This window comes from Pseudomaricurvus sp. (assembly GCF_965662505.1).
GTDB lineage: Bacteria > Pseudomonadota > Gammaproteobacteria > Pseudomonadales > Cellvibrionaceae > Pseudomaricurvus.
Genome location: NZ_CBFIHX010000033.1, coordinates 1 through 23,927 on the forward strand (window position 1 = coordinate 1; position 23,927 = coordinate 23,927).

Consider the following 23,927-nt stretch of genomic DNA (forward strand, 5'->3'; position numbering starts at 1 on the left):
TGACAGAGGCTGCGCTGAACGTTCAGTCTGCAGGCGCTGATTTCCTTCTGATTTGTACCAATACGATGCACAAGGTCGCACCTGAAATTTCAGCGGCAATTCAAATTCCTCTGTTGCACATCGCTGATGCCACGGCAGAAGTGTTAAAAAATGAAGGCGTAAAAAAGGTCGGGTTGTTGGGCACAGCGTTCACCATGGAACAGGAATTCTACAAAGGTCGACTCATGGATGAGCACGGTGTAAGTGTGGTCGTTCCCGATGAAAAAGACCGGGCGATTGTGCACAGAATTATTTACGAAGAACTGTGCTTGGGAAAAATAAAGCCACAATCAAAAAAAGAGTATTTGCGCATTATTGATAGCCTTTCAGATCATGGCGCTGAGGCCGTCATATTAGGCTGTACCGAAATAGGAATGTTGGTAAAGCAGCGAGATACAGGCATCAGATTACTGGATACCACGGTGATCCATGCGAATAAAGCTGTGGAATATGCAATGGCAGATCACAGGTTTTCCAAGTGAACTACGAAACGTTTAATGCACTTTGCGGAAACCTTCCGGCGACAAGCCACGTTGTGCAGTGGGGTGGATCCCATGTCTGGAAGGTGGGAGGAAAGGTTTTTGCAATAGGTGGCTGGGGCTCAGCGAACCAACCGGCGTTTACCTTTAAAACCTCTGATCGTAACTATCAATTTTTAGAAAATAAATCGGGCTATAAACCGGCACCGTACCTTGCTTCGCGAGGTATGAAATGGATTCAGATGTTTGATGTGTCGAAGATCGAAGAGGAAGAGTTGATTTACTATTTGACGGAATCTCATCGAATCGTGTCATTGGGTCTTACCAAAAAACGACAAAAAGAATTAAACCTTAATCAGGTCTAACGCAATTAGATAACCCTGTGCGATTATCAAAGATCAAGTACAGTACGGATGTAGTGTAGTTTAGTGTGGCGAAGAGAACTCCGCCACTCATTTAAACCAACCACTGCTCCTCCAGATCGTGAGCGGGCAAAGGATGAGAAAATAAATATCCTTGCAGGCGTTTAACACCAAGTTCAACGCAAATGTCCCGTTGGACTTCGGTCTCAATTCCCTCCGCGACGGTGTCGTAGTTCAGAGATTGTGCAAAAGCCACAATGGCTTTTAGGAGGTTTGCGTCATCGACACTGTAAACACTTTGGATAAATGACTTATCAATCTTTAACAGGTTGATGGGGTATTTATTGAGATGGGAAAGAGATGAATAACCGGTTCCAAAATTATCCAGAGCGATTCTAACACCCAGATCAGAAAGACGTTTCAGCATATCCAAGGCGGTAAGACTGCTTTCAAGGCTGCTTTCAGTCAGTTCCAGCTCAAGATGATGAGCTGGTATTTGAAAGCGGTTGATACACGCCTTTAGGTGTTCGGTTAAACCAAAATCTTTTAATTGGCGGGCGGATAAGTTTGCGGAAATAGAAAAGTTAACATTCTTGGTTGAGAGTTTTCTGATCCATTCGCTGAACTGTTGGCACGCGGTTTCAAGCACCCAGCGGGCAATGTCGTTAATCAGGTTTGCTTCTTCGGCGATAGGAATAAAAGTATTTGGTGGGATTAAACCTAGTTCGGGATGCTGCCAGCGAATCAAAGCTTCGACACCTTCCATCTGATAAGTTTGTGCGTTGATCTGAGGCTGATAAAAAAGCACAAACTGGTTTTTCTCCAGACTACGTTTTAGATCGTTTTCCAGACGAACTCTGTTTTCAATGTGTTCGTGAAAATCTTTAGAATAATACTGCACTTGATTTCGACCCAGAGCTTTAGATCGATACATGGCGACATCGGCACATTTCATCAGTTCGACAGGGTCTAGAGCGCAGTCGGGGTAGGTTGCCACACCAATACTGGCGGTGATATCAATATCCTGACCATTGATTTCAACCGGTTCAGAAAGGGATTCGAGAAGACGTTTCACCAGTAAACGTATTTGATGAGAATGTTTAAAATCGTGAACGAGGATGGCGAATTCATCTCCGCCAAGCCGGCATAACTTGTCACCACCCCGGATGGGTCTTTCCAGACGTCGGGCCACTTCTTTTAAAAAATAGTCACCGGCGTCGTGGCCGAGTGTGTCATTGATATCCTTAAACTTATCGAGATCCAAAAACAGTAAAGCCAATGTGGTGTTGTCGCGACTGGCTTTAGGAATAGCATCTTTTAAAGCTTCATCAAAAAAGTAGCGATTACTAAGGCCTGTGAGGCTGTCCTGTTCCGCGAGTATTCTTAATTGATTATGACTGTCCAGAACCCTGCGTTCTAACTGGTATCGCTCTGCGGAGATTAAAATGGCGCGTTTGAGTCGCGCGGCGGTGAGTTCACTTTTCATGATGAAGTCCTGTGCACCAGCCTCAATACAATCGAGGGCAAGCTCTTCATCGTTGCTGTGACTGAGCATAACAATGGCGGTAGCAAAGTCATTATTACCACGCAGTTCACGTAGCACTTCTATACCGTTGGAAGGCGGTAGCTGGTAATCAAGCAGAATCATATCGTATTGATGATTCTTGGCCAGCTTAACCGCTTCGCTGGCCGATGCCGTTTGATCGATGGTATTGATCGGTAGCATCGATGCTTTCAGAGTGCGAGTTGCGGCCATTCTATCAACGGCGTCGTCATCAATGATGAGGATATCCATATAATTTCTCTTGATCTGTCGCTATTCCTTTATGAAGGATGCTAACTTTTGTTCAGTTGGCCAGCTAAAATAAAAACAACAGCCTCTCGTGCCATCCGATTCAATTCGATAACTGCAGCTGTAGTGGTCCAGAAGTTTTTTAATGATAGAAAGGCCAAGTCCACTGCCTTCCACAATATCTCTCGGTTTCAGGGTGTGAAAGAGATTAAAGACTTTGCTCTGATATTCGGGCGGAATTCCGGGGCCATCATCTTTTACCGAAAACTGATAGGAACCATTAGCTTTTTCTACAGTGACGGTCACACAGCCATTGGTTTGGTCATGATGTTTGATCGCATTGCCCATTAGGTTGCGCAGGATTAATTCCAGTGGTGTCCCCAGAGTGTTGATGTCTCCGACCTCGTTATTGCATACCAGTGTAAAGTCCGGAGGGGGATTCGACAATTCAAACAATCCCTGGACTCTTTCGGTGATGCAGAAGAGTTCTAATTGACCCTCTTTATGCCCCGCACGGGAATAGGCCAGCAAGTCATCGAGCAGTCGCTCCAGGCGGGAAATACGGCTCTGAATCAAAGTGAGATATTCAGAGGAATCCGGCGTCAGTTTATCACCCATATCTTCGGCCAGCCATTGAGATAATTGCGAGATACCACGCAATGGCGCCTTCAGGTCATGGGATGCAACAAAAGCAAATTGATCCAGTTCTTTATTGGCTTCCAGCAATTCGTTATTGCGCTTTCTCAGGCTGCCCTTAGCTCTTTTCAGATCATCTTGTTGCACCCTAATATCTTCAGTGATTTCATTCGCGTAATGAATAGCTTTCTGATTGGCGCGCACCAAAACAATAAAGATAATAAGCAAGAGTGCATCAATAAGCAGACCGCCGACTAAAATGAGTTGGGGTTGATTCTGTGGATGTTGTGCACGAAACAGTTGTGATGATTGCAGTGTAAAGGTCCATGGACGCCCGTAAAGTTCGATTGTCATTTGTTTGCTGAAAATGGGTTTACGGTCATAGTCTGCAGAGTCTGAAGTCAGTTCGTTGTACAACTCTTGCTCACCATCATGAATGCTAAAGTTCACCTGCCGATTGGTATTTTCCAGCGTGCCATCCATCAATTTATTCATAATGAAAGGCGCATACACCAGACCGAGAAATCCATTGCTGGAATCGCCATGGGTTGAGGGTGCTTCCTGAACGCTGTACCAAGGGGCGTAAAACAAAAAGCCGGGCGTTTTGCGGGAGTCTTGCACCAGAGTAATGGGACCGGTGATATTGGCTTTGCCAGTGTCCCTGGCCTTTTTAGCCGCAGTAAAACGATTGTGCTCATGAGCCATATCCAACCCCACCGCTTTTATATTACTGGCTTGCGGCTCGATGTAGGTAATGGGCCAGTATTCATTCAGTGGGTGAGTCGGGTGAAGATCGAAGTCGGGAAAGAGTTGGCGCTGCCAGGCAAGGTAGGCGGGCATTTTTTCTGGCGGGACATAATGTATAACCCCTATGCCATTGATGCCCGGAAATCGGTCTTCGATCTTTAAACTGGTGGCAAAGGTTCTCCAGTCGTGGCGTGAGGTGTCATCCCCCAGCATGTGCAAAGCCGCGACTCCAGCCCAGAGAGCCTCTTCATACTTGGCCATCCGCTCCTTCACCAGTTCGATTATCTGGTCGGCCTGATAGTTAAATTGCGCTTCCGTTTTCTGTTGTACCTGCTGGGATGAGAAATACCAGGCACCAAGCGTCAGCATCAGCGAGAGCACCAATACCATCCAGTGGTACCAGTGCAGGCTCTTCAGCGGTGTTAGATCCTGATGAGAATCTGTGGGATTGTTTATGGACATGAGTTCCTGATGCTTTTGGGGCTCTCGCAAAAGCCTCTGTTATAGAGTCAATATAGCAGTTGCGAGGCTGAGACATCTCAGCGTACTCACTGACAGCAAGTGGATAAACTTGACTGCTGGCGATGAAACAACGGTTATTGTTGATTGGTTAGTCGTCAAAGCAGACAGTTCCTCGGCTTTTTTCGTATCATCGGTACTGTTTGAGAAATATCGGCACACTTTTACAAAAATAAAGCCTGTAACGGCAAAATAACGTTCATAAGGCATAAATAAAGCTCATAAGACAAAAAGCCCATCAGGCTTTTCTCATAGAAAATCCACGCCTGGATATTCTCCGGCTCGCTGAACAGGCAGTACCATGACCCACCCCAAACTCTGGACCCGTGACTTTATCATTGTCTCGGTGCTGAACTTTCTACTCGTACTGGTTTTCTACCTGCTGGTGGTGGTGATCGGTCTCTACGCCAGTCGTGACCTGCAGGCGACGGCCAGTCAGGCGGGGTTGGTGGTTGGAGTGTTTATTGTGGGATCGCTGGTAGGAAGGTTATTGACGGGGCAGGTTCTCGACCGACTCGGTCGCAAGCGCTGCATGATAACCGGATTGTTTTTGGCGATACTCACCTGCCTGTTGTACTTCATTAACGCCGGAATTGGGTTCTTAATCTTCACCCGCTTTCTGCACGGTGTATCCATCGGTGTGGCTGCGACGGCTACCGCAACGGTTGTGGCTCATCTGGTACCAGCCTCCCGCCGGGGCGAAGGGTTAGGTTATTTTGGGGTTAGTGCATCGCTGGCGACGGCGATTGGCCCGTTTATCGGCATGTTGATGGTGCAGCGTGTTGATTTTGAGGTGATTCTGGCGTTTTGCACGGTGATGAGCGTTGTCTGTTTGATCGTAGGATTCATGCTGGGTGTTCCCGAGCTCACCGATGAGCAGCGAGCGATGCCACGTCAGCAAGTTTCTTTCAATAGTTTGTTGGAACGTCGGGTGATCCCCGTTTGCAGCATTATGCTGTTTGCCGGAGTGCTGTATTCCAGTGTGTTGTCTTACCTGAATACCTTCGCGGTAGAAAGAGACCTGGTGAGCGCGGCCAGCTTCTTCTTTATGGTCTATGCCATGACAGTACTGGTATCCCGTCCTTTTGCCGGCAAGATAATGGATAACCGCGGGGCGAATATCATCATGTACCCTGGGCTGCTGTTGATGGGGTTGGGCCTGGCGGGGATTGGTTGGGCGCAATCAGGCCTATTGTTGTTGTCTGCCGCAGTACTTCTGGGACTGGGGTTTGGCAGCATTCAGATCTGTATTCAGGCCATTGTTATCCAACAGGTAGAAGCTCACAAGATTGGCTTGGCAACTTCCACCTTCTTTATTTTTGTCGATGCAGGATTGGGTTTTGGGCCTTACTTTCTCGGTCTGATTGTGCCTTATCTGGGCTACGGCAATCTCTATTTGGCTCTGGGAGTTTTGTCTTTGGCTCCCCTCGTGATGTATCACTTCATTCACGGAGTGAAAGAGTAGGGAGTGGAAGAATAGGGTGTGGATAAGTGAGGCTGTGGGCGATACGCCCACAGCCTGTGACCGTCATCTGGCCAACCGGAAGTTCAGCCCGCGCTCACTTTGCGTTTGCTTTCAAGATCGATCACATTCCCCTTTTTTGTCGCTGTCACTGCCGACATAAATTCCTGACCCCAGTAGTTAATGTCGTAGTACTCGACCACCTCAAACGCTTCTTTCAAGCGCGCTTTGGCGTCTTTGGCGTGCATGTTGAGTGCGAAGTAACAGGTGTCGGCCAGCTCCACCGGATCGTGGGGGTTGGCCAGCACCACACCGCGCAGTTCGGCTGCGGCACCGGTGAATTCCGATAACACCAGCACACCGCGACCGTCGGTGAGACCCTGAGTCGCCACGTATTCCTTGGCGACCAGATTGAGTCCGTCCCGCAGAGGCGTGATCCACATGACGTCAGCCATAGTGTAGTAGGCCACCAGTTCTTCAAACGGAAAACTGCGGAAGAAGAACTGAATTGGCGTCCATCCCACTCGTGCGAAGCTGCCGTTGATCCTGCCTACAGCCTGTTCGATTTGTTGCTGAAGTTCATCATAAATAGACATCCCCTGAGCGGATGGAACGCAGACTGTCAGCAGAGTAACCTTGCCAATTAATTCGGGATGCGTAGTCAGCAGGCGTTCGTAAGCGGTGAGTTTTTCCAGAATGCCCTTGGTAAAATCCAGACGCTCGACGGAGAGGATAACTCGGGTGCCTTCCATTTCTTCCAGGAGCTCTTTCATACGATTTTGAATAGACGGCATGGCAAGGGAATTTTTGATGCGATCCAGACTCAAACCCACCGGGTGTGCGCCGAGACAGATGCTGCGACCGTTGACTTCAATTTCTTTGGTCATCTCATCCAGCCCCACGGCGCAACCGTAAGTGAGAAAACGCGGCGCACAGCTGACTTTTTCTTTGACCGTAAACGGCGTTACCCCACGGACCACATCGACGAAGTTTTCTGACTGTCGGGGAATGTGAAAACCGACGTAATCACATTGCAGCAGACTGCCGATAATATCTTTCCGCCACGGTAAGACGTTAAACACATCGGCCGAGGGAAAGTAGGTGTGATGGAAAAACGCGATGGTGACATCCGGACGGATTTCCCGCAGGTAGGCGGGTACCATCCACAGGTTGTAATCGTGAATCCAGACGACCGCATCCTCAGCGGCTTCTGCCGCGGCGCGTTCAGCAAAGGCGCGGTTGACTTCAAGAAACACTTCCCAGTGTTCTTCGCGGAACGTGGCCCGTTCCCAGAATGTATGCAAGGTTGGCCAGAAGGCTTCCTTGGAGAACTTTTTGTAAAATATATCCACTTCATCTTCGGTCAGACGCACACGGGCAGCTCGAAGATTGGGGTAGTTCTTGGAGTCCACTTCGGTATGGGTTTCAAAATCCCCGTGATTGTCATCGTGGGTTGACCAGGCGACCCAGGACCCCCGGCGACCGTCGGCAAAAAAACCTAACAGGGTGGGAATAATACCGTTGGGCGATGAGGGACGACGACGGCGCAGTTCTCCCTCTTCAAACACTTCCTCATAAGGCAGGCGATGATAGACAATCACCAGATCGGATTTTCCCGGTGGTAACAGTTCCTGGGCTTCGGCTTCCAGACCGGCGGGACCGAGAAAACCAAAATGCTGAAACGCTTCGAGGATACCACCGCAACCAGGTTCGTTGGCGTGCAAAACGCGGGCACGGTTTTCGGTAGACTGTAACAGTGCCGGTTCGGATTCACCGACACACACGCCAATAAAACCTTGCTCGTACATCGACAAGTCATTGAGGGTGTCGCCGGCGACCATAACTTGTTCCGGATGCCATCCCATGTGCTCGACCAGTTCGCGCAGTGTTTTGCCTTTATTGATTCCCGGAGGTAAAACATCCAGGTACAGATCGGCGGAATACAACAGATCGCAGGAAAGCTCGTTGACGATGGAAATCACCTCGTCATCAATCGCACCTTCTTCGCAAAAATACGAACAGCGACGCTCTTGAGGAACATCCTGTCGTTGCAGTCCGGTTTTGTGAGCCAGAGCGTTTTCAATCACCTGGGTGCCCGGCCACAGTGCATCAATTTTTGCCTGTACCGGTTGAATCGGTTGTTGAGTGTGACCTTCAACAATGGTGCAGCCGACATCACAAATAATGTAATCCGGCTGTGGAATGGTGGGATCGGACAGTAAGGGCAACACGGATTCCAAACCGCGGCCAGTGACAAAAGCCAGTGTGATATCCGGGTGGGCGCTGATCAGCTGGTAGAGTTTAAGTCGTTGTTCCGGTGTACCGGCGAGAAACGTACCATCCAGATCGGTGGCTAAAAGCATGACAATCTCCTGTAACTGATAGTCGGTGACGTTCCGATATCAATGCAGTGTGTTATGCCTTAAAACAGCTAGCCGCAGGTACGTGTTAAGTGTTGCTTTGTGTCTATTACTGAATCATGGTTTAAAACCATCAGCGACAGCCTTTTTAAGGCTTGAATGTCGAACTAACCATTTGTTGAATCCAGCTCGGTCCATGTGCAGTACTTACCCTGACTGCATTCAACAAAGGATTAGATCCGACCAGTGACTTCCTCCTCTTTTGGTGTTTCTTCTTCCGTGTTTGCCGGTTCTTCGTCTGGCAGCATTTCCAGCGCCGTCGGCGTGGTGCGAACCATGGGCACAAAGTGCGCAGGGTGATCGGAAGGCACTGCTTTAGAGCGTTGCAAGTTCTGTACCGCGTACAAACAAAGTATCAATTGCATCACGACAAAGTAGAGGGTTAGGGCTTGGTAGCCTGTTAAAGACATCAATTGGCCCGCCAGTGCTGGGCCGATGGCTGCACCAACACCATGCAAAAATAAAAGACTGCTCGCACCCGACAAGATATCTTCCGGTTCGATATCGTCCATCAACATGGCCACAGACACGGGATAAACCGCAAACGCAAAGCCGCCATAGAGAGCGGCTGCTATCAGAACCCAGTTGCCGAACAACGACGTTCCCCAAAGCAGACACGCGGCCACGGCTGCCAGAGCGGCGACAGCCGCCAGAACCTTGCGTCGGTCGTGGGTGTCCGAGTAGCGTCCCAATGGCAATTGAAACAGGGCGCCGCCAAGAATGGCGCAGGACATAAAGGTGGCCACACCGTTGTGATCCATGCCGATGCGTCCGGCATAGATAGCGCCCATCCCCCAGAAACCACCCATGGCCAGTCCGGACAACAGCGCACCCGCAACGGCGACTGGTGAAATACGAAAGATGGCAGAAATTTTCAGTCGCGGTACCACAGACACTTCGGGCTGATTCATGCGCGTCAGCGTGATGGGTACCAGACTGACACTGATTAAAATGGCCGACACCGCAAACAGCAGAAAGGTTTCCGCGGAACCCAGACGCAACAACTGTTGGGCGAGCGCCAGTGAACCCAGGTTCACGGCCATGTACACCGCGAATACGCGTCCCCGTTGTGGCCCGTTGGTTTGCGCGTTTAACCAGCTTTCAATAACGGTGTACAAAATCACCAGCACAGCGCCGGTCATCACCCGCAATAACAGCCAGGTGATGGGATGCACGCTGATTTCATGGAGCAAAACCGAACAGGCCGCCACGGCGGCACAACAGGCAAAGGTGCGGATGTGACCCACGCGTTGAATGAGCGGTAGAGCGATAAAGGTGCCGATAAAAAAACCAAAGAAGTATCCGGACATGATGATACCCATGGTGTTATCGGCATACCCCTCCATGCCACCGCGAATGGCCAGGAGTGTATTCAGCAGACCGCTGCCTAACAGCAACAGCGAAACGCCAACGAGCAGTGCCGTAATCGGGACCACCAGGGACAACATGTTCAGACTCCTGAAAACTCAGTGACGGGTTCGATTAAGGCAATCAACACTGAAAGGATTTGGTTTCTCCAGTTTCCACGTCGATGTAATCGATGGTGGATGTTTTGAAGTTGAGATCCACAAACAGGCAGCAGTAACTTTCACCGTGTCGCCAGGCCATGGAGACACTGGTTTGATTTGAATAGTTTAGTTCAAAGTGGCCGTCGAACGCCGGATAGTGACTGCGGAAACGCATCAGCTCCAGTTGTCGTTCTACCACCGGTTGAGTGACGGCTTCATCGATTTCCTCAAGTGAATAAAAATGACGATTGATATCGCGAAATTCTCCGGTGCTGTCCATCAAATCGTAATCATTGCAGCCGGCGAGCAGTCCGACGTAATACACCTGGGGAATGCCGGGAGTGAAAAACTGAATGGCGCGGGCGGCAATATAAGCGTCATCGTTGCGCATTAAGGCATCATAAAATGTGCACGTCAGTTGGTAGATGGCACCAACACTGTGCACATTGGCAGCGGAGCGTCGCAGAATTGGATCGGCGCTGCGGCTGTCAATATTGTCGATCAGCTCTGCAATTTTGTCTTCCGGCAGAATGGATTCCACATCGGGAATACAAATGCCGTCATGAGTATCCAGCACCGTCACCATATTGCGCGGGCACATGCGCAACCAATCTTTTAGATAAATACTGTTGGCGTCCAGCAATGAATACAGCAGCAGCGGTGGCAGGGCAAAACCGTACGGATGCATATTGCGGCGGCCAATGGCGTATTGGTAACTGGGGTGATCGTGCACTTCCGGCAGGATCTCGGCACCGTTTAATTGCGCCACTTCATTGGCCCAATCCAGCAGTCGGTAGACCTCTGGCTCAACCAAAAAGCAGCTGGTGCCGATGCGTTTGGTGGTGTAACCGAATGCGTCCAGACGAAACAGCTTTACGCCTCGCTCTGCGAGGAACTCCATATTTTCAGCCATGAACTGGTACGTCAGTTCATTCTTAAAGTTCAGGTCGATCTGGTTTTCAGTGAAGGTGCACCACACCCGACCGGTGGTGCCATCGGCAAAGGTGACGTCGCGGAAGGGTTCTTTCTCCTTGCGGATATGGATCTTCGCAAGGTCGTCGTGGGAAATCTCCCCCAACTTGTCCACGTCCACAAACAGATCGGCGTATTGGGATTGATCACGCTTGGCGATGTAATCCTGAAACTCCACCGATTGATCGGAAATATGATTAATGGTGACATCACAGGTGAGGTCGTAATCGGCGGCGATGGCTTCAATATCGTCCCAGGTACCGAACGTCGGCTCTACTTCACGGTGCGACAGCGGTGAAAACCCGCCGTCGGCGTTGGAGGGAAAAAAGGGCAGAATGTGCACTCCGCCAACACTGTCGGCAAAATGTTTGTTCATCACCTGATGCAAATCTTTCAGGTTGCTGCCCATGCGATTGGGGTAACAGATAAGTTGGACTGCGTTGCGTAAAGGCATCGTTCCTCCTGTGATTGTTACTCACAGAATCTGCAAGGTCTGTGCCAGTGGTCCGAGTATCGGTAGAATGGCGAACTTACTATGCCGGATCAATGCCGGTTCTTTTAGACTCCACCAGAAAGACAACTACCATGATTGAAGTGTTATTACTGGCCGTGGCCTTGAGTATGGATGCCTTTGCGGTTTCGATTGGCCTGGGTGCGAAACAAGCAACGGGTTCCCATTACGATTTGGATTCCGGTAAATCAGGCAGCCCACTCAAGCTTGCGTTGTTAGCGGGCGTTTACTTCGGGGTGGCTCAGGGCGTCATGCCGCTGATCGGCTACCTCGGCGGCAAGGGGGTGTTGGGCTGGGTCGAGCATTACGCACCCTGGATCGCGTTTGGGTTGCTGGTGTTTATCGGCGGCAAGATGATCTATGAATCATTTTCCGAAGGGCTTGAGGAGGACATTGCGCAGGTGACCCATCGGGTGATGCTGATACTGGCCATTGCCACCAGTATTGACGCGATGGCGGCGGGCTTTGCTCTGACGCTGATGAGTGTGGCACCACTGCTGGCCTGTTTTATCATTGGGATAACCACCTTCCTGTTCAGTGTGCTCGGTGTTTATGTGGGCACCAAAAGCGGCACTTGGCTGGAGAGCAAGGCAGAACTGCTGGGAGGCATCGTGTTGGTGCTGATCGGACTGAAGATCCTGCTGGAGTAATTCACCCCTGGAAAAGGAGTGACCAAAGCACTTCGAGTCATCATTATGCGAGAAAAGGGCCTGTTGGGCCCCTTTTTTGTGGGCGACAATCGTGCTCTGTACTTTTTCTTAAAGCATTGGGTTCTAAAAAGGTAAGTTTCTGAAATCGGTCTACACTGAATGGCATGGAATAAGGCAAAGCCATTTAGGAACTTTCCCGGTTGCAGCAGGGCTTCACGGGGCTATAAGGAACGACACTATGCAAGAAACCCAACCCTCGACGCTCTCTTCTACACCTCAATCTTCTACAACGCCTCAATCCTCAACGCCCGTGATTGATATTGCCATTCGCTTGGCCCTGATCGCTTTTCTGGTGTATCTGGCGATGCGGGTCTTTTCTCCCTTCCTGGGACTGATGGTATGGGCGGTGGTACTGGCCGTTGCTCTCTATCCGCTGAATGCCAAGATTGCCTCTAAAGTGGGTGGCGGCCACGGTCGGGCGGCCACCTTGCTGGTTTTTATTGTGGTGTTGCTGATCGGTGTACCTACCGTATTGCTGGGCATATCCTTTGTGGATCACATGCTCAGTGGTTACAAAGCGCTGGAAAACGGCACGCTGACCATTCCGCCTCCCAATGCCAGTGTGGCCGACTGGCCTGTGGTGGGTCAGCAGGTGTATGGTGCCTGGCAATCGGCTTCCAGTAATGTTTCGGCTTTTGTCACCGAGCATCACGAGCAGCTTCGCGGTGCCGCGCGCCGTGCGGCCGCGACTGTAGGGGGTGGCGTGAAGACGGTATTGGCCTTTATAGCTGCCTTTATTGTGGCCGGTGTCATGCTCGCCTATGCCCATCCGGGCTCAGAGAGTACCCGCCGCATTTACGGTCGAATCTTTGGCCCGAAAGTTGGCCCTGACATGCACGTGTTGACCGTCGCCACCATTCGCTCTGTGGCCACTGGGGTTATCGGGGTGGCCTTTATTCAGTCCATTTTGCTGGGTGTTGGTTTCCTGATTGCCGGAGTTCCCGGTGCGGGTATTCTGGCAGTGCTGGTCCTGGTGCTGGGTATTGCCCAGGTTCCTGCGGCGCTGATCTTTGTACCTGCCCTTGTCTGGCTGTGGTCTTCCGGTGATGGCTCCATGGTGTTTAACGTGGTGTTGACGGTGTATCTGGTCTTGTCGGGGTTGGCGGATAACGTGCTCAAACCCATGCTGTTGGGACGTGGTGTCGCCGCGCCCATGCCGGTTGTGTTGCTCGGTGCGCTGGGCGGCATGATGACCAGTGGTTTGATCGGCCTGTTTATTGGGGCGGTGATCCTGGCGGTGGCCTATCAGATCTTTATGGCCTGGGTGGATACCGGTGAGAGCGGCAGTGTTGAAGTACCTGCCGAAACAACTGGGGTTGAGAGTAAGTCTGCTGAGTGATGGACAACTATTTATCCCCCTTGATTCGCGCTGGGGCAGCGGGCTTGTTATTGAGTCTGGCTGCCTGCGCGCCGCTGGGGCCTGATTATCAGGATCCAGACATCCATTGGCTGGCAGATTGGCAGCCAGAACTCTATGGCGAGACAAAACAGGATACTCAGGCGGCGGATCTCAGTCAGTGGTGGCAACGGTTTAACGATCCGGTACTGACCGATCTGGTGCAAAAGGCTCGGGCAGAAAGCCCCGGCTTGCGCATCGCCGGCCTGCGAATTTTGGAAAGCAAGGCGCTGCAGGGCATTGCCACCGGATTGCAGTATCCCCAAGTGCAACAGGTTACCGCACAGGGCGCCTACGTCGATCAACAGCGAGGCAGTGGTCGGGATCGGGAATTTCGCACCGGCGAAGCGGCATTCAACCTCGGTTGGGAGATGGATTTCTGGGGTCGCTTTCGCCGTGGTGTGGAATCCGCTGATGCCGCCTATTTTGCCTCGGTGACCAATCAGCACGATGTGCAAGTGCTGCTGGCTTCTCAGGTGGCCTCGCTCTATTACGGTTACAAAACCACTCTCCAGCGCATCGAAATTGCCCAGCAAAACGTGCAACTGCAAAAGCGCAGTTTTGACATCACCGAACAACTCTATAACGAAGGTCAGGATTCCGAGCTGGATCTGCAACAGGCCAAATCTCAATACCTGGGTACCCAGGCGACGATCCCCGGTTTGCAGTTGGCATTGCAGCAACAACGCAATGCGCTCAGTGCGCTATTGGGACGCTCGCCGGGAGACTTGCCGGAACTGGATGGCGTGGACAGCAAATTGCCGGAGCTGGAGCCACTGAGTCTGCAGCAAGTGCCCGCCAATTTGTTGCTGCGGCGACCGGATGTGCGCACCGCAGCCTGGTCGGCGGCGGCGCAATCGGCGCAGATTGGTCTGGCAAAGGCGGATCTGTATCCGGCGCTGTCGCTGTTCGGATCGTTTGGCTGGTCTGGCAACAGTTTTGAGAACACCGCTAATGTCACCACTTTTGCCGCCGGTCCGGCGCTCACCTGGAATATATTCAACTACGGTCGCCTGAGAAATAACGTGCGGGTTCAGGACGCGCGTTTGCAACAGGCGCTGGAGGGCTATCGCAGCAGTGTGCTCAATGCCGCTCGGGAAATCGACGATGCCGCCAACCGTATTGCCCAGACCGGAACCAGTCAGCAAATTCTCGATCAGTCGCTCATCGCCGCTGAACGTTCGCTGGAAATTGCCACCCGGCGTTACCGTGAGGGCTACTCGGATTTTCAGCGGGTACTCGATGCTCAGGCGCGCACCTTTGCCCAATCCGATCGTGCCATCGTCAACCGCGGCGATCACGTGGCGGCCATCATTGGTCTTTATCAGGCGCTGGGTGGTGGTTGGCAAGAGGCCGCCATCGACTCCGTCATACCGCAAGAGATGCGTGACACCATGAGTGAGCGCACCCACTGGGGCGATCTGCTGAAAGATCCGCTGGCGACACCGCCGCCCCCCGCAGAACCAGGAACCACACCATGAGTGACAATGCACCGTCTAACGATTCACCCTCCCAGAATGTGCCTCCGGGGGACGCTCCCGCCGAGACGCAAGTCTCCACCAACTCGCCGGCGGGCAAGGCTGTCAGCAAAGGCGGCATCGGCATCTTGATTGTGATTGTCGTCAGCCTGCTGTGGTATCTGATGGCCGATCGCTTTACGCCTTACACGTCGCAAGCTCGAGTGCAGGGCTATGTGGTCGGGGTGGCGCCGAAGGTGGCGGGCATCGTGACCGATGTCTGGGTTAAGAATAATGAGCGGGTGAAGGAAGGGCAGAAGCTGTTTTCCATTGATCGCTCCCAGTATGAGATTGCGCTGGAGAAGGCATTGTCTGATCTCAGCAACACTCAGAATCAGGTGGAAGCCGGCGGTGCTGCGGTGACCATGTCCGAGGCCAACCTGCGCGCGGCCAAGGCCGGACAGCTCAAAGCCCAACAGGATTACACCCGCCTGAAACGGTTACGGGAAAGTGATCCGGGCACGATTTCACAGCGTCGACTGGAAATTTCAAAAGCCACACTGGAGCAAACCCGTGCGCAAGTGGCGGCGGCGCAGGCGGATATTCAGCGGGCAATCGAATCCAAGGGTGGCTCTTCCGATGTGGACAACACGCTGTTGAAAACCGCCCAGGTGGGTGTCGACAAAGCCCAGCTGGATTTGGATAACACCACCGTGGTGGCTCAGTCGGACGGGGTGATCACCGATCTGCGAGCGGATGTGGGACAGTTTGCCGGTACCGGTGGCCCGGTGATGACGCTGATTGCGGTGCAGGATGTGTGGATCAACGCGGATTTTACCGAGAACAATCTGGGTCATTTGAAGCCGGGCACGCCGGTGGAGATTCTATTGGATTCCATGCCCGGTCGGGTGCTCAAAGGCAGTATTCGCAATGTTGGGGTGGGGATCAGCGCAGGTGGTTCCACACCGCCCGGTGGTTTGCCCAGTGTGCAGAACAATCGCGACTGGTTGCGACAGGCGCAGCGCTTTCCGGTGCAGATTGAATTCAATCAGCCGATGGAGCCGGAAGTGATTCATCAGCTTCGGGTGGGCGCTCAGGCATCGGTGATCGCCTACAGCGAAGGGCACGGAATCCTCAAATTGTTGGGTAAGGTGTATATCCGCATTCTGAGTGTGCTCTCGTTCGCCTACTAAAGCGTACCCCGCTTCGATGAGTCGCGGGACGTCGTTAAGAAGTTCAAAGTTATGAAGTTCAAAGCTATGAAGTTCAATCCTCTGAGTCTGCCGCTGGCGGCCCGCCGCAGTTTCCGACTGGCGATCATCGTCAGTCTGGCGCTGGCGTTGGGTTATGGCATGGGATTGGGTTTGCCGTTTTTACCGCCGCTGCTGGCGGTGATTCTGACGGCCACACCCTCACCACCGCCGGGTCCAAAAAAATTACTGGTATTAGTTGTGGCGGTCATCGTCAGTCTGAGCGTGGGCATTTTGCTGGGACCGCTGTTGCAGTCGGCACCCATACCTGCGCTGCTGATCATTTTCTGTGGCTTGTTTTTCAGCAGCCGGTTGGCCATCGCCGGCGGCAAGGCGGGGCCAGCAACCCTGCTGGCCTTTGGTTTTACCGTGATACCGGCTGCCAGCAGCGTGAGTCAGGCATTGGCCAGTGCGTTAATTGGCGCACTGGTGATTGGCGTTATCGTGGCGGTGGTGTGTCAGTGGCTGGTCTACCCGCTGTTTCCCGAAGATCCGGTGGCACCGGCGACGCCGGTACCGGTCTCTGTGGAACAGGCGGATTGGCAATCGCTGCGGGCGACGTTGATAGTGATTCCTGCTTTTCTGCTGACCCTGACCAACCCATCGGCGTATCTGCCACTGACGGTAAAAAGTATTTTACTGGGACGTGAGGCTTCGAACGTGCGTCTGCGGGACGCCAACCGCGAAATGGTGGTGTCTACCTTACTGGGCGGTGCCTGTGCCATCCTGCTTTGGTCGTGCCTGAGTTTGGCGGTGGAGCTGTGGTTTTTCACTCTGTGGATGTTGTTGTTTTGTCTGGTGTTGGCCAGTGGGGCTTACGGCATTTTGCGCTTTCAACGTGGCCCACTATCCGGAGCGGGTCCGTCTTTTTGGGTGGCCACCATGACCACTCTGGTGCTGCTGCTGGGTGGGGCGGTACAAGACAGCGCCAACGGCAAAGACGTCTATCAGGCGTTTGCGGTGCGCATCTCGTTGTTTCTCGCCGTGGCGCTCTACGCCGGTTTTGCCATGAATGCCTTGGAGCGCTGGCGTACGAGACGACAACTCAAAGCTGATGCCTTAACCCCACGAAACGTTTAACGAACCCGCTGAATAATGGAGACGCACAGATGTTGGTGAATTTTGTCATGGGACTGTCGATGATGGCGGTCTGCCTGTTGTTGCAGGGGATTTTGGTGGTGGCGGCATTGCGCTTTTACGCACGGCGATTGGAAAAGCTGAGTTCATCTTTTTTAGTGGCGATGCGGGTGGTGGCGCTGCTGATGGTTATCCTGATCATCGGCAACATGGCTCAGGTGGTGGCCTGGGCCATGTTGTTCGTCTGGCTGGGTGAATTTGAGACGCTGTCGCAAGCGGTCTATCACTCGGCGGTCAACTTCGCCACCCTGGGGTATGGCGATATCGTGATGTCACCCAAACACCAGCTGTTGGGGCCACTGGAAGCTATCAATGGCGTGTTGATGATTGGTGTTTCAACCGCGGCTTTGTCGAAGGCATTTTCCGAGGCGGTGAAAGATCGGATTCCACCGCCAGCCTGATCAAGGTATTAGTGTTAACAGGCCCTAGGACGACGCACTCAGCTTTTTCAGGATTTCAATTTCTTCCGGTGTGGGGGTGTAGCGACCGCCACAGCGGGCGTCAGTCTTTTGCAGCAGAGTGAAAACTTCAGCACCAATCGGCAGAGGATCACAGCCGTGGCCGGTTTCGCAGATCAGATCGAATTCCGGTTTGGCTTTGATGTGACAGGCAAAACAGTTGCCGTCGAAACGGTTAACCACATCCACAAAGCCGCGTTTGTGAATCTCACTGCCTTCTTCCGACACAGTTAATTCAAAGAACTCCCAGTCTTTGGTTGCCGCATTATAGCCCTTGGGGTGTTTGACCATCACTTCAGTGGGTACCAGTTGCACGACTGAGCCCGGTGGGTATTGGCCCTGTTCGGCGTTGGCGACTTTGAGGGTGTCTTCCAGTTTGCCTTCGATCAGATTGTCCACAAAGAACCCTCGAACCGGGGTCATATCCAGCATGCAGCGGAAGTCTTCGGCGCTGATTTTGAGTGCTTCGGGACTGGCCTTTGACTCAGCAAAAGCCGCGGGAGTGGCGAAAAGAGAGGCGAGAATCAGTGCCCGGAAGATCCGGGAAAGGGCGAGGTAAGGTTGAACGTTCAGCTTTATCACGGTGAAACTCCATTTGAATCAAGGTTGTTTTTAAATAACAGCACAGGCTAGGGGATTATACTTATAAATTGTGGGAAATTAAATTGCAAACAATTTAATTTAGTTGGGTTTGAGTCGAGACAATAGAAGGAGGATGAGTGATTTTTTTGGCTGTGGTTAATTGTGCAGAAAGAGCTGCAGGTTGACGCAGGCGTTCTGAGAAACAACGAAGGTGGTTTCGTCATTATGTTTGGGGCATCACCACCCATTCCGGATCGTCAAACTCACCAATGGGACGGATATCACAGAAAGGCGCTGCGCTGCGTATGATGTCGGCAACTTGTTCATTGGGTTGTGACTCCATGGCGTCCCGTTGCTCTTTACTGTCCCAGCTGGCGATGGCGATCAACACATTGGGATCGTCCAGTTTGCGGTGCAATTCGGTACCACGGGCACCAGGTGCCTGCTGAATAATTTCACTGGCGCGTAACCAGGCGTCGGCGTACTCCTCGGCTTTATGACCGGGTTTGATGTGTACTTCGAACAGAAACTTCATGGCGTACCTCTCATTGATTCCAAAGCGTCCAGCAACGATTCCAACCAGTTTAGCAATAGATTTGCAAGTCGTTAAAGGCAGAACAGTAAAAGCAGAGACGTTAAACAGAAAGCATTCAAAGCTGCCCGAGATCAACTTAACGTGAACGGGCGGTGTCTGGCAATTGTAAGGTGGGAATGGGCGTCAGCGGAAAAAAGCCGGCAGCATTTACGGTAAAGGACCGATGTGTCCATGCTGCCGGCAAAGCGAGGTTGTTGCAGTTGAAATGATTAGAAAGACTTTCTGAGCGTGACTCCGTAGCTGCGTGGATCTGCCAGATAAGAGGTGCTTGAACCAATAAAGGCAGTATCAAAAATCACCTGCGCGTATTCTTCATCCAGCAGGTTTTTCCCCCACAGTTCCAGGCTCCATTTATCAGACTCACTCACCAAGCCAATGCGTCCATTGACGACGGAATAGCCGTCCTGAACTTTTTGCCCGGCCAGGTTTGAGCCGGTGTTATAGCTGTCGCTGTGTCGAACATTGAGGTACACCAAACCGGTGAGGTTATCGGTGATCGTTGGTGTCCAGCTGATCGCCGCAGTGGTAACCAGATCAGGTGCATTGGACAGCGGCTCTCCGGGAAGGCGACGCAGTGACGGGTTCAGCGGTGCACCGGAATCGTCACCGACAAGATCATCGGCGTAACGGGTGTTCGCGTAAGTCATACCCGCCATCAGGTTGAGCGTTTCCGTAACACTGTAGCTGGCTTCCAGTTCAATACCTTCGGAAATCACCCCGTAGGTGACATCGCCGGAATCACAGCCACCGGTGGTTGGGTCGTTATCACCGTCGAGCCCATTCAGGTTGCTGTCACAACCGTTGATGGATTCCACAATGTACACCGTGCCATCAAAGGTGTTCAGCTGAAAGTTTTCAAAGCTTTGGTAAAACAAGGCAGCCGACGCGGTCAGACGTGCACCGTGGTATTTAGCTCCAATTTCAAAAGCATCGACGATCTCCGGATCAAACTTCAAATTATCCACGTCCGAATTTGAGCGAGGCAAAAAGGATGGGCCGAGTGCCGAGCGATCCAGATTATAGCCACCGGCTTTGTAACCCCGTGAATAGCTGCCATAGAACATCCAGTGATCGGAAGGCCGCCAGGAAAGCGACAGGGTTCCGGTAAACTGTTCCGTGGAGTCACTGTCTTCCAGATTCAGCGCGTTGAGCTCCGAGGTGCTGTTACCCTGACACGCGAGCGTCAGGAAGGCGGGAGCCAAGTCTGGAAAAATCCCTGGTGACAAGTTGCGCATGTCGGCACAGACGGTGTTGTTGTTGTTAAAGTCGGCGTCGAATTTTTTCTCATCGTAGGTGTAACGCATGCCCACGGTAAGATCTATCGTATCCGTCAGACTGATGATGTTGTGAGTGAAGAGCGCAAAGGTCTCGCTGTCTTGTTGATAGACGCTGCCGTCGTCCCCGAGATTTTGCAGGCTGTAAAGCAAGTCGAAGGCTTGCAGCGTACCCGGCGAAATACTGTTAGCCACAAAGCGGCCAGTAGCGTTTAGGCATCCGGGACTGGAGGGATCCATCAGTGCAGGACTCAATCCGGAAGCCACCAGACAGGAGGTATAAGCCCCGTAATCGCCGCCGAATTTAAGTGTGCTGCCCTGTTGCAAAGATTCGTTCGAGTAGTAGCCGCCAACGAGCCAGTCGAGACGGTTGTTGAAGGCGGTCCCTTGCAAGCGCAATTCCTGCGAGAAGGTTTCAAATTCACGACCGCTGCCGTCTTCGGATATGTGCAGGATATCCGCGTAGTGGTATTCCGCATCGGCGGACTGGGCACTGTCGTACTCGCGATACGCGGTGATCGACGTCAGGGTCATATCGTTGATGGTCCAGTTGAGTTCCGCCGACAGTCCCCATTGCTCCGAGGTACCACCGTAATCGCGACCGGGGCTGAAGGCCATTTTCCGGTCGTAGGGATCGTCCATGGAGGGATAGAGTTCATCCAGAGATTTACCGGTCACCGCCATCAGAATGCCAATGTTTGGATTGTAAACCGGGTCCAGCAGTTGGGAGTTGGTCAGTGGCTTGATGTCATCGGTGTGATCGCTGACGTCATCGGTGGCAAACACCGCGCCGCAGCAGTCTTCTTTCTGTTTGCTGTAATCGCCGATAATGCGCAGGGACAAATTATCCTGTGGCTCGATCATTAACTGGCCGCGCAAGAAATATCGATCGCGGTTATTAAGATCGTATCCGGTGTTGACGTCCTCGTAAAAGCCGTCGCGCTTGTAGAAAATGCCTTCGAGTTTACCGGCAACGGTATCGGAGAGGCCGCCGTTGATATTGGCTTCCAGTCTTCGTTCATCGTAATTGCCATAGGAGACCGCTATGTCGGAGGAAAACTCCTGTGTTGGAGCGGCGGTGGTAATACTGATCAAACCAGCCGAAGCGTTGCGACCGAACAATGTGCCCTGAGGGCCGCGCAAGACTTCTATCTGTTGTACGTCACCCAGTTCGCCCATGCCCACACCGGTACGGGATCGGTAGACACCATCGACAAAAATAGCGACGGAACTTTCCAGGCCGATATTATCGCCGACGGTACCAATGCCCCGAATGCGAGCCGAAGTATTGGATTCCGAACCGGTGGAAGAAATTAATACCGAGGGTGAGAGTTGATTCAGTTCCTTGACGTCATAGGTTCCAGAATTCTGAATGTCGGCTTTGGAAACAACACTGACGGCGATGGGAACTTCACTGAGCGATTGACTGCGTCGGGTGGCGGTCACGACCACTTCTTCAATCAGATTCTCCGCGTTTAGATCTGCGGGTTGGTTTTGAGCGTGCACTGCTTGTGCCAACAGAATAACGGGGCTGCACGCGGTAAATAACGCTGTTATTTTTTTCATACTATTTACCTACGGTTGGATGTTTTACTTCTTATTGTGGGTGATTACTTCTCTCCCTGATGAATGACCGGGCCGATAGGGTCAGCCCGGCTGAGTTCTTTCTGTTCTACTGCCCAGCAATCATTTAGTTGGCAAAGCGCCAGGGCAGCATGGTTTCAAAGTTAGTGCGATAAAACTGATCCTTGATGGATTCATCCAGGTCGGCGATGGATCCTTCAAAGTAGCCCAACGGGTCGGAGGTTCCCTCGGGATGCGGGTAGTCACTGGAAAACATAAACAGTTCCGGACCTGCCTCGTCGATCATCTGTTTTAGATCTTCTTTGGGGAACGGTGTGAACTTCATCGCGCGACGAATTTGCTCCGAGGGCGTCAGTTCCATGGACTGTAAATACGGGTCGGTTTTACCGAAGCTTTTGAAAGAAATGTCCAGCTCCCGCAGGAATTCCGGAACCCAGCCTGCGCCGCACTCAATCACGCCGCCTTTTAAGCGTGGGAAACGTTCAAACACGCCGTCGTAAACCATGGCCGTGAGAAAGATCTGTGGACCGTAAGACAGCATCACGTAGTCCGGGAAGCGCAGGTTTTCACCGCCGCCATGAATGTCCGGTGCGCGTTCGCGGCCATTGTTATGATACGCCGTCGGTTGTGTCATGGTGCCGGGACCAATGTGCAAGACAAACGGAATGCCTTTGTCTTCCAGTGTCTTCCAGAAGGGATCGAGGTCGGTATGACCGGGAGAGCGATCACCCGCAGGGCCGGTAAAGACCTGAATGGCACCTGCACCAGCGGCCAGTACACGTTCCAGTTCGTCCAGCGCTTTTTCGGTGTTATTCAGCGGAACGTAGGCCACGTAAATCAGTCTTGGGTCTTTGCGGCAGAACTCGGCCATAGCGGCGTTGGCTGCTCGCGCACCCTGATATACCAGCGCTTCATCGTCCAGCTTGGTGAAGGTACCCAGTGAAAAGGTGCCGAAAACCAGTTGTGTCTGAAAACCTATTTTATCCAGAGCGGCAGAGCGTTCTTCCGGATCAAATGCGCCATATGCGACCCAGCCTTTGGGGCCGTCGATCAATTTCTCGGACGCAGTTGCTTCGGCCTCGGCATTGCCTTTGCGTTGTCTGGCGGTTTCAATTTGCTGTCGAATAAAATCGGGTGCCTTTTCATAAAGGCCGTTCAGTTTCTCTGCCCCTTCACCGGATAAGTAAGGTTCCAGCCAGTCCTGCGTCTCCATGACGTGTGCGTCAGCATCATGGACGATTCTGCCTTGTACATAGTTTGTCATGCTATTCATACATCTCTCCTGCTGCGGTTGTGTGGGTGGTGCTGTTATTCGATGGTGCCGTTCGTAAGTGCTGTTGCTTTCGCAACATTGAAAAACTTGTGTATTCAGGGCGTGCGCCGCTGCTTCAGTCCCGATAGCGCTGAAAGTGTCAGATCCATGTAGAGGTCAGCGAGAAACTGTCGATCGCTATGGGTGTTGAGTACATGCGCCTGGATACGCAAGGAGGTAATGCCTGATAACAGAATTCCCATCGCCGAGGTCGCCTCCCGTCGAGAGAGTCCGAATTCGTCACTGGCCAATTCGGCAAACGCTTTCACTGTGCGTCGATCTCTGCGGGACTGCTCGACCTTGAAACCTTCCTCCTGGGTATGAACTTCCTGCGGGCCAAACATCCAGCCGTGGGTGTCGACGGCACCGATGACGGCGCCGACAAAGGCTCTCAGTCGATCTTCAAAACCCGTCGCTTGGTTGACTTGCAAGCTGATGGTGTTGTGCAGCTTGTCGGCCTCGCGGGAGTAGGTGGCATTGACGAGATCCTCGCGATTGGTGAAATGCTTGTACACCAGGGTGCGAGTCACACCTGCGCGTGAAGCGATGGTACCTATAGAGACTTTTTCAGCGCCTTCCTCACGCAGAATCTCCAGGGCCAGGTCAATCAGGTCATTGCGTCGCTCATCGGCGGACATACGATCCTGGGGTGTGGCGGGTTGCGCTTCGGTATTCACTCGGTACTCCTGTGGACCATGCACAGAACTGCTGGAAAATGGCGGGTT

Annotated in this window: 19 protein-coding genes; 9 read left to right on the plus strand and 10 right to left on the minus strand. The window is 52.4% G+C overall.

Going from position 1 to position 23,927, the window contains the following annotated elements:
- A partial coding sequence (locus tag ACTG33_RS06560; protein ID WP_439134400.1) for an aspartate/glutamate racemase family protein occupies positions 1 to 521 on the plus strand: 521 nt, incomplete at its 5' end.
- The gene (locus tag ACTG33_RS06565) at positions 518 to 883 is read left to right on the plus strand and encodes an MmcQ/YjbR family DNA-binding protein (RefSeq protein ID WP_439134401.1); all 366 of its coding nucleotides are present in this window, start codon (positions 518 to 520) and stop codon (positions 881 to 883) included. The genes ACTG33_RS06560 and ACTG33_RS06565, both read left to right, overlap by 4 nt.
- 91 nt (positions 884 to 974) lie before the next feature.
- On the opposite strand, the gene ACTG33_RS06570 is transcribed toward ACTG33_RS06565, so the two are convergent.
- Positions 975 to 2,675: a putative bifunctional diguanylate cyclase/phosphodiesterase gene (locus tag ACTG33_RS06570; RefSeq protein ID WP_439134402.1), complete on the minus strand. Its 1,701-nt coding sequence runs from the start codon at positions 2,673 to 2,675 to the stop codon at positions 975 to 977.
- A 21-nt stretch (positions 2,676 to 2,696) separates the two neighbouring features.
- The gene (locus tag ACTG33_RS06575; protein WP_439134403.1) at positions 2,697 to 4,517 is read right to left on the minus strand and encodes a CHASE domain-containing protein; all 1,821 of its coding nucleotides are present in this window, start codon (positions 4,515 to 4,517) and stop codon (positions 2,697 to 2,699) included.
- Between the two features lie 358 nt (positions 4,518 to 4,875).
- Here ACTG33_RS06575 and ACTG33_RS06580 point away from each other — a divergent pair, with 358 nt between their 5' ends.
- Positions 4,876 to 6,039, plus strand: coding sequence for an MFS transporter (locus tag ACTG33_RS06580; protein WP_439134404.1), 1,164 nt, complete (start codon positions 4,876 to 4,878; stop codon positions 6,037 to 6,039).
- A gap of 83 nt (positions 6,040 to 6,122) precedes the next feature.
- On the opposite strand, the gene ggpS is transcribed toward ACTG33_RS06580, so the two are convergent.
- The 3 genes from ggpS to gtfA all read right to left on the minus strand — a co-directional run bounded on the left by ggpS (position 6,123) and on the right by gtfA (position 11,390).
- Positions 6,123 to 8,399 (minus strand): glucosylglycerol-phosphate synthase, encoded by a 2,277-nt coding sequence (ggpS, locus tag ACTG33_RS06585; RefSeq protein ID WP_439134405.1) that lies wholly within the window; start codon positions 8,397 to 8,399, stop codon positions 6,123 to 6,125.
- Between the two features lie 230 nt (positions 8,400 to 8,629).
- Positions 8,630 to 9,904 (minus strand): MFS transporter, encoded by a 1,275-nt coding sequence (locus ACTG33_RS06590; protein WP_439134406.1) that lies wholly within the window; start codon positions 9,902 to 9,904, stop codon positions 8,630 to 8,632.
- Between the two features lie 43 nt (positions 9,905 to 9,947).
- Positions 9,948 to 11,390 (minus strand): sucrose phosphorylase, encoded by a 1,443-nt coding sequence (gtfA, locus tag ACTG33_RS06595; protein WP_439134407.1) that lies wholly within the window; start codon positions 11,388 to 11,390, stop codon positions 9,948 to 9,950.
- A 131-nt stretch (positions 11,391 to 11,521) separates the two neighbouring features.
- Between gtfA and ACTG33_RS06600 the strand changes: the two genes are divergently transcribed.
- From ACTG33_RS06600 to ACTG33_RS06625, 6 genes are all read left to right on the plus strand, one after another.
- Positions 11,522 to 12,097, plus strand: a complete 576-nt coding sequence (locus ACTG33_RS06600) for a manganese efflux pump MntP (protein WP_439134408.1) — start codon at positions 11,522 to 11,524, stop codon at positions 12,095 to 12,097.
- 238 nt (positions 12,098 to 12,335) lie between these two features.
- Positions 12,336 to 13,496, plus strand: a complete 1,161-nt coding sequence (locus ACTG33_RS06605; RefSeq protein ID WP_439134409.1) for an AI-2E family transporter — start codon at positions 12,336 to 12,338, stop codon at positions 13,494 to 13,496.
- A complete protein-coding gene (locus ACTG33_RS06610; RefSeq protein ID WP_439134410.1) occupies positions 13,496 to 15,034 on the plus strand; it encodes an efflux transporter outer membrane subunit in 1,539 nt (512 codons plus the stop codon). The genes ACTG33_RS06605 and ACTG33_RS06610 overlap by 1 nt, the downstream gene beginning before the upstream one ends.
- Positions 15,031 to 16,203: an HlyD family secretion protein gene (locus ACTG33_RS06615; protein WP_439134411.1), complete on the plus strand. Its 1,173-nt coding sequence runs from the start codon at positions 15,031 to 15,033 to the stop codon at positions 16,201 to 16,203. Before ACTG33_RS06610 ends, ACTG33_RS06615 begins: the two co-directional genes overlap by 4 nt.
- 51 nt (positions 16,204 to 16,254) lie before the next feature.
- Positions 16,255 to 17,340: a DUF2955 domain-containing protein gene (locus ACTG33_RS06620; protein ID WP_439134412.1), complete on the plus strand. Its 1,086-nt coding sequence runs from the start codon at positions 16,255 to 16,257 to the stop codon at positions 17,338 to 17,340.
- A 29-nt stretch (positions 17,341 to 17,369) separates the two neighbouring features.
- On the plus strand, positions 17,370 to 17,798 hold the full coding sequence (locus ACTG33_RS06625) for an ion channel (RefSeq protein ID WP_439134413.1): 429 nt from the start codon (positions 17,370 to 17,372) through the stop codon (positions 17,796 to 17,798).
- A gap of 24 nt (positions 17,799 to 17,822) precedes the next feature.
- Here the strand turns inward: ACTG33_RS06625 and ACTG33_RS06630 are convergent, their stop codons facing one another.
- From ACTG33_RS06630 to ACTG33_RS06650, 5 genes are all read right to left on the minus strand, one after another.
- Positions 17,823 to 18,437 (minus strand): hypothetical protein, encoded by a 615-nt coding sequence (locus tag ACTG33_RS06630; protein WP_439134414.1) that lies wholly within the window; start codon positions 18,435 to 18,437, stop codon positions 17,823 to 17,825.
- 223 nt (positions 18,438 to 18,660) lie between these two features.
- Positions 18,661 to 18,972, minus strand: coding sequence for an antibiotic biosynthesis monooxygenase family protein (locus ACTG33_RS06635; RefSeq protein WP_439134415.1), 312 nt, complete (start codon positions 18,970 to 18,972; stop codon positions 18,661 to 18,663).
- A gap of 269 nt (positions 18,973 to 19,241) precedes the next feature.
- Positions 19,242 to 21,872: a TonB-dependent receptor gene (locus ACTG33_RS06640; RefSeq protein WP_439134416.1), complete on the minus strand. Its 2,631-nt coding sequence runs from the start codon at positions 21,870 to 21,872 to the stop codon at positions 19,242 to 19,244.
- 124 nt (positions 21,873 to 21,996) lie between these two features.
- Positions 21,997 to 23,163: an amidohydrolase family protein gene (locus ACTG33_RS06645; RefSeq protein WP_439134417.1), complete on the minus strand. Its 1,167-nt coding sequence runs from the start codon at positions 23,161 to 23,163 to the stop codon at positions 21,997 to 21,999.
- A gap of 95 nt (positions 23,164 to 23,258) precedes the next feature.
- Entirely contained in the window at positions 23,259 to 23,879 is a 621-nt protein-coding gene (locus tag ACTG33_RS06650) for a TetR/AcrR family transcriptional regulator (protein ID WP_439134418.1), read from the minus strand.
- Between the last annotated feature and the right edge of the window lie 48 nt (positions 23,880 to 23,927).

Coding starts and splice junctions, on each gene's coding strand:
- ACTG33_RS06570 (WP_439134402.1), bottom strand. CDS start 2,675: ATGGATATCCTCATCATTGATGACGACGCCGTTGATAGAATGGCCGCA.
- ACTG33_RS06575 (WP_439134403.1), bottom strand. CDS start 4,517: ATGTCCATAAACAATCCCACAGATTCTCATCAGGATCTAACACCGCTG.
- ACTG33_RS06580 (WP_439134404.1), top strand. CDS start 4,876: ATGACCCACCCCAAACTCTGGACCCGTGACTTTATCATTGTCTCGGTG.
- ggpS (WP_439134405.1), bottom strand. CDS start 8,399: ATGCTTTTAGCCACCGATCTGGATGGTACGTTTCTCGCCGGTACACCG.
- ACTG33_RS06590 (WP_439134406.1), bottom strand. CDS start 9,904: ATGTTGTCCCTGGTGGTCCCGATTACGGCACTGCTCGTTGGCGTTTCG.
- gtfA (WP_439134407.1), bottom strand. CDS start 11,390: ATGCCTTTACGCAACGCAGTCCAACTTATCTGTTACCCCAATCGCATG.
- ACTG33_RS06600 (WP_439134408.1), top strand. CDS start 11,522: ATGATTGAAGTGTTATTACTGGCCGTGGCCTTGAGTATGGATGCCTTT.
- ACTG33_RS06605 (WP_439134409.1), top strand. CDS start 12,336: ATGCAAGAAACCCAACCCTCGACGCTCTCTTCTACACCTCAATCTTCT.
- ACTG33_RS06610 (WP_439134410.1), top strand. CDS start 13,496: ATGGACAACTATTTATCCCCCTTGATTCGCGCTGGGGCAGCGGGCTTG.
- ACTG33_RS06615 (WP_439134411.1), top strand. CDS start 15,031: ATGAGTGACAATGCACCGTCTAACGATTCACCCTCCCAGAATGTGCCT.
- ACTG33_RS06620 (WP_439134412.1), top strand. CDS start 16,255: ATGAAGTTCAAAGCTATGAAGTTCAATCCTCTGAGTCTGCCGCTGGCG.
- ACTG33_RS06625 (WP_439134413.1), top strand. CDS start 17,370: ATGTTGGTGAATTTTGTCATGGGACTGTCGATGATGGCGGTCTGCCTG.
- ACTG33_RS06635 (WP_439134415.1), bottom strand. CDS start 18,972: ATGAAGTTTCTGTTCGAAGTACACATCAAACCCGGTCATAAAGCCGAG.
- ACTG33_RS06640 (WP_439134416.1), bottom strand. CDS start 21,872: ATGAAAAAAATAACAGCGTTATTTACCGCGTGCAGCCCCGTTATTCTG.
- ACTG33_RS06645 (WP_439134417.1), bottom strand. CDS start 23,163: ATGAATAGCATGACAAACTATGTACAAGGCAGAATCGTCCATGATGCT.